This is a genomic window from Bifidobacterium aesculapii, from assembly GCF_001417815.1.
In the GTDB taxonomy this organism is placed as follows: Bacteria; Actinomycetota; Actinomycetes; order Actinomycetales; family Bifidobacteriaceae; genus Bifidobacterium; species Bifidobacterium aesculapii.
The window spans coordinates 1-9883 of the sequence record NZ_BCFK01000033.1; the positions used below are offsets into that span (position 1 = coordinate 1).

Genomic DNA, 9883 nt, shown 5'->3' on the forward strand with positions numbered 1-9883 from the left:
CGCCGAGCCGTCGGTGACAAGCTCAAGCGAACGGTCGAGGAAGCTGGTATCCGAATAGGTGTATCGGAATGCGCCGCGTGCGATCTCCTGTCCGTCGGCGCCTCCCTGGCGCACCTGCAGGCCGAGGTCGACGATCTGCGGGTTGTAGGAGTGCTTGCCGATGAACGCGTCGTTCGAGAAGCTCACCACGGCCGTGTACGTACCGGCCGGAACGGTGCCTGCCGGAATGGTCAGCGTGCCCTTGTCGTCCGTGTGGACGGTGGGTGTGTTGTTGGCATCCTTGACGACCACACGGGTGCGGTCGCCGAGACCATCGGCACCGGTTTCGGCGGTTTCGAACTGGTTGCCCAATCCGGCCACGTACTTGCCCTTGCTTGCGTTGGAGGTGCCGGAGGTCACGACGTTCGCGCCGCCGGAAAGCGCGGCGTCCTCCGCCTCGATGGAGACGGCGGCCTTGTCGGCGTCGGAAGAGGAGGCATGCGCTGTGACGACGTCGCGGACGAGCACGCCGTCGCCGGCGGTCAACGTCAGACGGTTGATGCCTTCGGACAGGGCCGCGCGCACGGTGGTGGACTGCAGACCTTCGTACTGCGCGGTGGTGTCGAGCACCGTCACGCCGTTGACGACGAGCGTGAGCTTCGCGCCCTTGGACGCCGTGTAGTCGATGGTCACATCGTGGTAGCCGTTCTGCCATGCGTGGGCGAACACGTCGGCGGAGCCGTCGGTGAGCGAGGCGAAACCATTCGTGCCGTTTCCTGCATAGGAGAGGGCGGCGCCGCCCTCCAGACGGAACTGCGAAGCGGGGTATTCGGTACGGTCCGCGACGGAGTCGCCGCCAGCGGAGACCTGGTAGAGCAGGAACTTGTCGAGCGTGTTGTCGAAGGCGGAATCGCCGTGCAGCGCGATCGCATGGTCGCCCTTGGCGAGCGTGAGCTCGAGCTCGGCGCTGCCGTAGTACTTCCACTTGGCGGCGTCCTTCATCGCGAGTTCGGCGCCGTAGGAGAGCGTGCCCGCGTCCTTGCCGTCGACGGTCACGGCGTTCGCTCCGGGGAATCCGGTGTTGCCGCTGGTCACCTGCAGGCGGTACGTGCCGTCGGCCGGGACGGACACGTTCCACGTGGCGGTGCCGCCGGTCTTGAAGTTGCCGACGTCACCGTTGCCGGAGGCCATGAAGTAGCTCCAGCCGGAGCCGGAAGGCGTCTTCGTGTACGCCTGCGCGCCGCCGGCGAGCGTGGACTTCTCCGCCTCCTGGACGAACAGCGCCTTGCCGTTGTCTGTGTCGGTGGTCAGCGTGCGGTCCTGATGCGGGGTGACGACGAGCTGGTAGGAGGCGTAGCGGTCCACGCTGAGGGTGGTCACGTCGAGGGTGCCGTTCTTGACTTCGGCGTTGGAGATCGCGTTGACGACGCGCGGGGTGGCGGCCACGCCGTCCGGACCGGTGAAGGCGTTCTCACGCACTTCGACGTCCACGGCGCCGCTCAATCCGACCTTGTCGAGACCGGTCAGATGCACGGTGACGGGGACGTTCGCGCCGGTGTTCTGCACGGCGTCCGAGTTCGCGTCGTTCGCGCCGCCGTACAGCACGGTGGCCTTGCGGTCCGTCTTGTCGATCGCTGCGATGCCCTGCAGGTTGTCCTGCTGGTTCGGATGCTCACTGGTCACCTTCACGGTCTGCTGGCCGCGCAGGTCGCCGTACCACTTGAACTGCCACCAGCCGGCGTTGGCCGAGTTGGCGCGCGCCATATTGTCGGACAGGTTGCCTGCGTAGTTCCAGTAGGCGGTTTCCGCCTGCACCTTCGTGTCTTCGAACATGGACTGCCATTGCACGAGCTGGCCGGGGACGGACATGTCGCGCAGCTCGCCGTATTCGGTGATGTTGATGGCCAGCGGGGAGATGCCGAGCTTCTTTTCGAGGTCGCGGTAGGCGGCGTAGTGGGAACGGTAGGAGTCGAGGCTGCCGCGGCCGAGCTCATGCCAGACGAACACATCGGGCAGTGTGTTCGATGCCTTCGTATGCTCGAGGAACTTGGCTGAGCGGTTCGCGCGCCAGGCGCTGTCGCCGGGGCCGGCTACGCGCGCATGGTCCGCAGTCGGCTTGACGCCGTGGACGTTCGTCTTCTCGCCGTTCCTGTACTGGTTCCAGATTTTCTGGACGAGCTGGTATTCGGAATCCCAATCGGTGAGGAATGTGTTGAAGATGGGGGCGTTCGCGTTGTCCCCGGAGGCGTACCAGTTGCCGCCGTCGGGCTCGTTGAACGGGATGAAGGTGTACTGGTCCGGGTGTTCGCTGTTGGACAGCACCTTGTTCATCACGATTTCGGTGACCTGTGCGTAGTCCCATACGCCGTCTCCGCCTTCGGTGTAGGTGCCGTAGGAGGGGTCGGACGGGTCGACGTCGAGCTTGTAGGTGCGATCGTCGCCGGGACGCTTGCCCTTGTTGTACGACCAATCGGGGTAGTAGTCCTGCATGTAGATCGCGAGTTCGTTGCCGCCGTTGGCGAAGAACTGGTTCTCCAACGCCAGCGAATCACCGCTGGGGTGCTGCGTGCCGAACGGTGGTTTCTGGGAGGAGTTCTCGATGCGTGCGCCGTCGAGGATCGCGTCGGTCGGCGATCCTTCATCGCCCAGACCATACAGCGTGCCGGAGGCGCCGCCGAGGAAGTCGCCGGTCTGCTGCGCATAATCGACGTTCAGCGTCTGTGTGGGTTTTGTCGTTTCCTGGGCCTGGGCGGGGAATGCCAGCCCCGCGCCCATCATCGCCGTGGCGGCCACCGTCGCCACGATCGCGCTCCATCGTTGTCCCATGCTTCCTTGCTTCTTTCTACGGTGAATCGTTATTCCGGGGTCTTCCCGCGTTCGCCGCCACATTGCTTCTCGACGAACACGCTCAGTGTATCATAACGTTTTCATAAACAAAACAAATGGCAGTGGATAAACAGCGAAAGACATTGAAATTACAGTATTTTTAAGGTATAAAGTCGTTGGCGACCGGCGTGTGAAAACGTTATTGCGTGGGTGGGGCGGGCGCTTGCCGTGCCCGAGTTGCTCCTCTCGCGCCGTTGTGCCGCCGTCGAGCGGCTCGGCTGCGGGGTCGGACGTGGGTGGCGCTCCTTCTGCGGGCGTGTGCCGAATGGCGTGATATCAGAGGCGCCATGTTGCCGATGGGGTCAAGTCGTCGGGGCGGCGCCGACGGGCGGCCGGAGCGAATGCCGGCATCGCGGTGTCATTGTGTCGGGGATGTCTCGATGTGATGCCAAGTGCGATGACGTGCACATAAGATGGTACCGATACCATATCGCCATATCGCGATGGGGCATGAGTTGCGTGGCGGCGCGCGCATGATGTTCAATGCCTTGATATCACTGATATTTCACAGTTCTGCATATAGATCCATTGAGGCGTACAGGCGAGTGCGGGTTGCGGTGACGCTTCACCGTCGATATGATATGAAATCGATACCACAACAATCGACGATAGGCCGTGCGGCGATTCCGCTGAAGCGATGGCGCAGGCGGGCGTCGGCGGGCGCAAGATGCAAGGAGTGACATGTCGACCTTCACATGGGGCGGTACGGCCCTGTCCCTGACCTTCACATGGGGCGATGACGAGCCGGTGGCCGTCACCGGACTGCGCACGGACGATGTGGACGTGCGATTCGACCATCGTCTGCCGCTGGCGGAGATTCTCGCGGTCGGCACCGGGCATTGGCTGGCGAACGACCGTCTCGTCCACACCGACATCGGCCGCGCGCTGCGCTATACCGGCCATACCGCCACCCGCGACGAGAACGGCGACCATCTTGACGTGACCCTCGCCGATGCCTCGCTGGGACTCACCGCAGTCGTCCACTACGACCTGCCGGGCGACGTGCCGATGTTCCGCACGTCGGTGACGGTCACGAACACCGGCGACGCGACCGACGCCGGCGCGTCGGCACTCGGCGCGGACGGCGCGGTCGTGCTCGAATCGGTGACGAGTTGGACGTCGGCGTTCGGCGCGCCGGCCGGCCGAACCTCTGACTGCGATGCGTGGACGCTTATCGAATGCGAAAACGAATGGCTGGGCGAAGGGCGCTGGCACGCCACCCCCGCCCGGAACCTGTTCCCGCGCCTCAACCAGCAGATGACCGGACACAACCCGCGCGGCGAGCACGCCGTCGTCAGCACCGGCACCTGGTCCACCGGCAAGCATGCGCCGCTTGCCCTGCTGGATTCGCGCGTGCTCGGCCTGACGTGGCTGTTCCAGATCGAGCATGACGCGGCATGGCGTTGGGAGGTCGCGCGCGATACGGAGGACGGCTACATCGCCCTGTCCGGGCCGACCGGTGTCGACCACGATTGGATAAAGCGCCTCGCGCCCGGCGAATCGTTCGCCACCGTGCCGGCGTCCGTCACGATCGCCCCCGATTTCGACGGTGCGATCGCCAACGTGACCGCTTACCGTCGTGCGATGCGCATTGAAAAAGCGGACAACGCGCGCCCCTGCGTCATCTTCAACGACTACATGAACACGATCAACGGCGATCCGACGACCGAGAAGCTGCTGCCGCTCGTCAAGGGCGCCGCCGAAGTCGGCGCGGAGATCTTCTGCATCGATGCCGGCTGGTACGACGACACCGGCGACTGGTGGCCGTCCGTCGGCGAATGGATGCCGTCGAAAAAACGCTTCCCGAACGGCATCACCGAAGTCGTCGAAGCTATTCGCAACGCCGGCATGATCGCTGGACTCTGGCTGGAGCCCGAAGTGATCGGCGTCAAATCGCCGATGGCCGTGAAACTGCCCGAAACAGCGTTCTTCCACCGGCACGGCCGCCGCGTCGTCGAACAGGAACGTTACCTGCTCGACCTGCGCGACCCCGCCGCGCGCCGGCACCTCGACGACACTATCGACCGCCTGGTGAACGACTACGGCGTCGGCTACTTCAAATTCGACTATAACGTCTCGCCCGACGCCGGCACCGACACGGATGCGGACAGTGCCGGCGACGGCCTGCTCGGGCACAACCGCGCCTACTGTGCTTGGGTGGAGGGGCTGCACGCGCGCCATCCGGAGCTCATCCTCGAGAACTGCTCGTCCGGCGGCATGCGCATGGACTTCGCGCAGACCTCCCGCTTCCAGGTGCAGTCCACCTCCGACCAGCAGGACTTCCGTCTTTACCCGACGATCGCGGCCGCGGCGCCCATGCTGATGACTCCCGAACAGGCGGGCAGCTGGGCGTACCCGAACGCGAAGGACGATCCCGAGACGTTCGCGTTCAACCTCAACACGACGCTCCTCGGCCGGTTCTTCCTGTCCGGTTACATCAACCGGATGAGCGACGCCCAGCGCGCGCTGATCACGCAGGCGATAGACGCGTATAAGCGCGAAATCAGGCCGGTGATCGGTTCGGCGGTGCCGTTCTGGCCTCTCGGGTTGCCGAAATGGGACGACAAGGTCGTCGCGTTGGGACTGAAGGCGCCGGAGCGCACGTTCGTGACCGTGTGGTCGCGCGGCGGCGAGGGCGGCGGCGTGCCGCTCGCCCTGCCGCACCTCGCCGGCCGCGCCGACGTCGCAGCGCGCACGCTGCTGCCCGTCGGCGACGGGTTCGCCGAGTGGCCGGTCGCGTGGGACGTCGCGCGCGGCGAAGCCACGGTGACGGTACCGGCGGGCGGTGGCTATGTTTCCCGCACGTTCGCATTCGACGCGGCGTGAGCCGCGTGATGGGGCCAGCGGATATCGCGTGGATCACGTGAGCGCACGTTGACAAGGGCGGGCCCCGTATCCCGGATCCGGGATACGGGGCCCGCCCATTCCGTTCGTGGCGCTGACGTTCCGCGCAGCGGACAGGATGGTGGCGAAACGGTCAGCGACGGATCAGTTCGACGAGAACGGCGTGTTCGGGCGCGAGCTGCGGCAGACGCACGCCCCATTGGGCGAGCGTCGCGCCGCCGACGACGATGCCGTCGTCGCTCCACCAGCCGAGCGCGGTGCGGCAGTTCGGGCTCATCTCGCTTTCGTACGGTGCGACGCCGCCGAGCGGGCGCACCTGATAGGTGGCCGATTCGTCCAATCCTGGGAATCGCGTGAGTCCATACGGGTATTCGCGCGACGAGGCGACGGTCGCGAACCGGTAGACCGCACGTGAACGGTCGGGGGCGATGAGGCCGTCGACGCGCACGGCGGGGTCCGTCGTATCCGCATGCACGAGCACGCCCTGCGGAATCGTTGCGCGCCGCGTCTTATACAGGTCGATCCAACGCTTGAGCCGTGCGAGGCCGGTGTCGTCGAGCTTCATGATGTTCCATTCGATGCCGAGATGGCCGAAGAACGCCATCGCCGCACGCATGGTGAGCGATGTGGCGCGGTGGGTCGCGTGATTCGGGGATTCGGAGATGTGTTCGCCGATCATCTCCGGCGGCACGAGCAACGACGTGCCGCGCTGGATGTCCGCGCGTTCCACCGGATCCGTGCAATCCGACGCCCACACGCGCGAGCAGCGTTCCAGTACGCCCGCGTCGATGCGGCCGCCGCCCGACGAGCAGGATTCGATCTCCAGCCCCGGGTGACGGGCGCGCAGCCGGTCCACGATCGCGTAGAACGCCTCGGTTTCGCCATGCACGGCCGGATGACCGGATGCGGGGGAGAGCGGCTCGGTGAGGAAGCGATTGTGGTCCCATTTGATGTAGTCGATGTGGTATTCGGAGACCAGCGTGTCGATCGCCGATTCCACGTACTCGGCGGCCTGAGGGTTCGTCAGGTCGATGACCTGCTGGCTGCGCGCCTCAATGGGGAGACGTTCGGCGCTCGGAGCGAGCATCCAATCGGGATGTTCACGCGCCGCATTCGAATCGGGACTGATCATCTCCGGCTCGAACCACAGGCCGAACTCCATGCCGAGCTGATGGACGCGGTCCGCCACGGCGGTGAGGCCTTGCGGCCACACATCCTTGTCCACTTGCCAGTCTCCGAGTCCCTTCGTGTCGTCGCGGCGGCCGGTGAACCAGCCGTCGTCGATGACGAACCGTTCGATGCCCACTTTCGCGGCACGCTCGGCCAGGGCGATGACCTTCTCCTCGCTTTGCCCGAAGTACATCGCCTCCCACGTGTTGAGCGTGACCGGGCGCGGGCGTTCGGCGAGTTCCGGATGGAAGCCACGCAGATAGGTGTGGAATCGGGCCGCGACCTCATTGAGGCCGTCGCCCACGGCGACGAGCAGGCGCGGCGCATGGTAGGTGCCGCCCGGTTCGAGCATGATTTCGCCTGCGTAGGGGAGTTCTCCGCCGCCAATCACGCCGTGTGTGTACGGTGTGCGTTCGGCGAAGACGGTGCTGTTGCCGCTGAACGCGACATGCGCCGCGAAAACGAGCCCATGCTCGAAACCGAATCCGGGGACGCCGGCGCTCAGCAGCGTGGCCGCGTTGAAATCAGGACGGCCCATGCGTGAGTCCTTCGCGAACAGACCTTCGGTGAACGGCTGGCGCTGGATCGCGCGTTCTCGCAGGTGATGGCCGGTACAGGTCTCGATTTCGCCGACCTGCGGCGGCAACGGAATCACAGGAGTGAGCCGCGAGACGGATAGCGGCGTCCGGCCGGTGTTGGCGAGCGTCATATCGATGCGGATGAGGCCTTCGCGTCCGATGGCGACGGACGCGGCGAGGCCGAGGCCCGCCGCCGCGTCCGTCGCGGTGAAGTCGATCGAGTGGGCGGCATGGTGTGTTTCCTCGACGGTCAGGTGGGGAAAGACCTCCACGCCGTCGCGCGACACCTGGATGGCGGGCGTGCCGGTCCAGCCCTCCGACTGCGTGGGCAGCAGGGTGGGTGATTCGCTGATGGACAGGCCCGCGTCGAGCGTCTGCGGGAACTGCGGGTCGATGTCCGGGAGCGTGGGGCGCTCGCCGTGCCTGGCGGTGTCGGAGGCCGGCATTGCGGCACGGGTGACGGAGACGACGTGGGGGAGTCTGCCGTCGGAGAATCCCATGGTGAGGCGTACGGCGCCGATGTTTTCTCCGGAATGGCCCGGTTGGGTGATGGTTGCGGCGTTCATATGCATGGCATACCTCGATGTATCTCAGTGGTCGTTCAACGGTCGCAGCGGTATCGGCCGCTTGCACGCGGGGCTTGCCTCCGATGCGGTTCAGTGGCATGGCGTCTGCGTGGGAATCGATACCATCGAGAATACATTGTGGAATCGGTACCACAAAATCGGACTTCGTGATTTCGGTTGGCGATTTGGCGTCTGAGGCAGCTTGTAGGCCTTATAAATCAATGCGTATAACGTTTGACGCATTATGCGAGCGTTACAGGTTTTTGATTTGCGACACTCCGTGAATGGTTGACATGGAATCGATACCACCTACAATTGTGGCTATCGGAAGCAGAGGTCGCGACAACGCAGTGATGGGTGCCGCAGCCCCGACAGTCAACCGATAGGTCCGTCCGCAGGAGGGGCGGGTCGAGGAAATCAGGACAACGAAAGGCTCAATGATGAGGAACTGGAAGAAAGCGACCGCCGTCATCGCCGGCGTCGCGGCCATGGGCATGATGTTCGCCGGTTGCGGCAATCCCGCTGCCGCGGGCGGCGACGACAACGTCGACACTTCCTCCGCCGACTACTGGCCGGCCGAGGACACCAAGCTCGACGGTGTCAAGCTCACGTTCTGGGCGGCCCAGAACTCGAACAAGATTCCGGTCAAGGTCATCAAGGACTTCGAATCCAAGACGGGTGCCAGCATCGATCTGCAGACCATCCCGGATAACTATGAGTCCAACGTACAGACCAAGATCACCACCGGCGACTCCCCGGACCTCATGTTCTGGCAGGCCGTGCCGTCTACCTTGGCCGGCTTCGTCGCGCAGGACAAGCTGCAGAAACTCGACAACGCCCCGTGGCTGGAGAACTACGCGGACGGCATCGCCGACGCCGGCGGCAAATACGACGGCACTTACTACGGCGCCCTCGTCTCCGCTCCGGACACCGAAGGCGTGTGGTACAACAAGCAGGTCTTCGAGAAGGCCGGCATCACCGAAACGCCGAAGAACTGGGACGAGTTCATCGCCGCCGCCAACAAGATCAAGGATTCCGGCGCCGCCGACTCCGCGCTCTTCGAAATGGCCGGCTCCCAGTGGGGCACCCAGTGGGCGGTGCAGGTCCAGCTCGCCGAAGCCGCCAAGGATGGCCTGTGGGACAACGTCAACGCCAACAAGGACAGCTTCGAAGGCAAGGACATCCTCGGCGCCATCAAGGAATACAAGCAGATGCTCGACGACGGCCTGTACAACAAGGACGCCGGCTCCGCGAAGGACACCGATCAGGCCCAGGCACTGCTCGACGGCAAGGCCGGCATGATCATCCAGACCAACTCGATGTTCAACGCCATCGCCGCCCTCGCCGACAACGACAAGGACAAGCTCGACGACACCATCGGATTCTTCCCGATTTCCAAGGAAGGCGACATCGCCACCTCCATCCCGCAGCAGGGCAACTCGGTCGTCGCCTTCAAGACCGGCGACTCCCAGCGTGAGGCCGCCACCCGCCAGTTCATCAGCTTCTGGCTCGGCTCCGAATATGAGACCTTCATCAAGGACCAGAACCTCGTGTCCATCATGAAGGACGTGAAGACGCCGGACACCGTGCCGCAGGCCCAGCTCGACGCCTTCGACGCCCTGAAGAACGCCGTCGGCTCCATGCAGTCCCAGGCCGTCGCCAATCCGGATCTCTACCTGAACCTCGCCAACATGGTCAACGGCACCCAGACCCCGGAGCAGGTCGCGAAGACCACCCAGGATCAGTTCGCCCAGATCGCCAAGGCCCAGGGCGTCAAGGGATTCTGACCGGAACCCGCTAGGTTCCATCCTCCACAGTCATCCTGCTGGGAATCCGACCGGAGGGCGGCCGACGCCGCCC

4 protein-coding genes are annotated in these 9883 nt (G+C 64.7%); 2 read left to right on the plus strand and 2 right to left on the minus strand.

The window, feature by feature from the left end:
- On the minus strand, positions 1–2805 hold a 2805-nt coding region (locus tag BFAL_RS11560), incomplete at its 3' end, for a hypothetical protein (protein WP_055427364.1).
- 741 nt (positions 2806–3546) lie between these two features.
- On the opposite strand from BFAL_RS11560, the gene BFAL_RS05170 reads away from it, so the two are divergent.
- Positions 3547–5691, plus strand: a complete 2145-nt coding sequence (locus tag BFAL_RS05170) for an alpha-galactosidase (protein WP_055427365.1) — start codon at positions 3547–3549, stop codon at positions 5689–5691.
- Positions 5692–5842: 151 nt separating this feature from the next.
- On the opposite strand, the gene BFAL_RS05175 is transcribed toward BFAL_RS05170, so the two are convergent.
- Complete coding sequence (locus BFAL_RS05175) at positions 5843–8023, minus strand: alpha-galactosidase (protein ID WP_160319035.1); 2181 nt, start codon at positions 8021–8023, stop codon at positions 5843–5845.
- A 437-nt stretch (positions 8024–8460) separates the two neighbouring features.
- Between BFAL_RS05175 and BFAL_RS05180 the strand changes: the two genes are divergently transcribed.
- Positions 8461–9810 (plus strand): ABC transporter substrate-binding protein, encoded by a 1350-nt coding sequence (locus BFAL_RS05180; RefSeq protein WP_055427367.1) that lies wholly within the window; start codon positions 8461–8463, stop codon positions 9808–9810.
- The last annotated feature ends 73 nt before the right edge of the window (positions 9811–9883 follow it).

Bases quoted from the DNA above. Each gene is read 5' to 3' on its own strand.
- BFAL_RS05170 (WP_055427365.1), top strand. From the start codon at position 3,547: ATGTCGACCTTCACATGGGGCGGTACGGCCCTGTCCCTGACCTTCACA.
- BFAL_RS05175 (WP_160319035.1), bottom strand. From the start codon at position 8,023: ATGAACGCCGCAACCATCACCCAACCGGGCCATTCCGGAGAAAACATC.
- BFAL_RS05180 (WP_055427367.1), top strand. From the start codon at position 8,461: ATGATGAGGAACTGGAAGAAAGCGACCGCCGTCATCGCCGGCGTCGCG.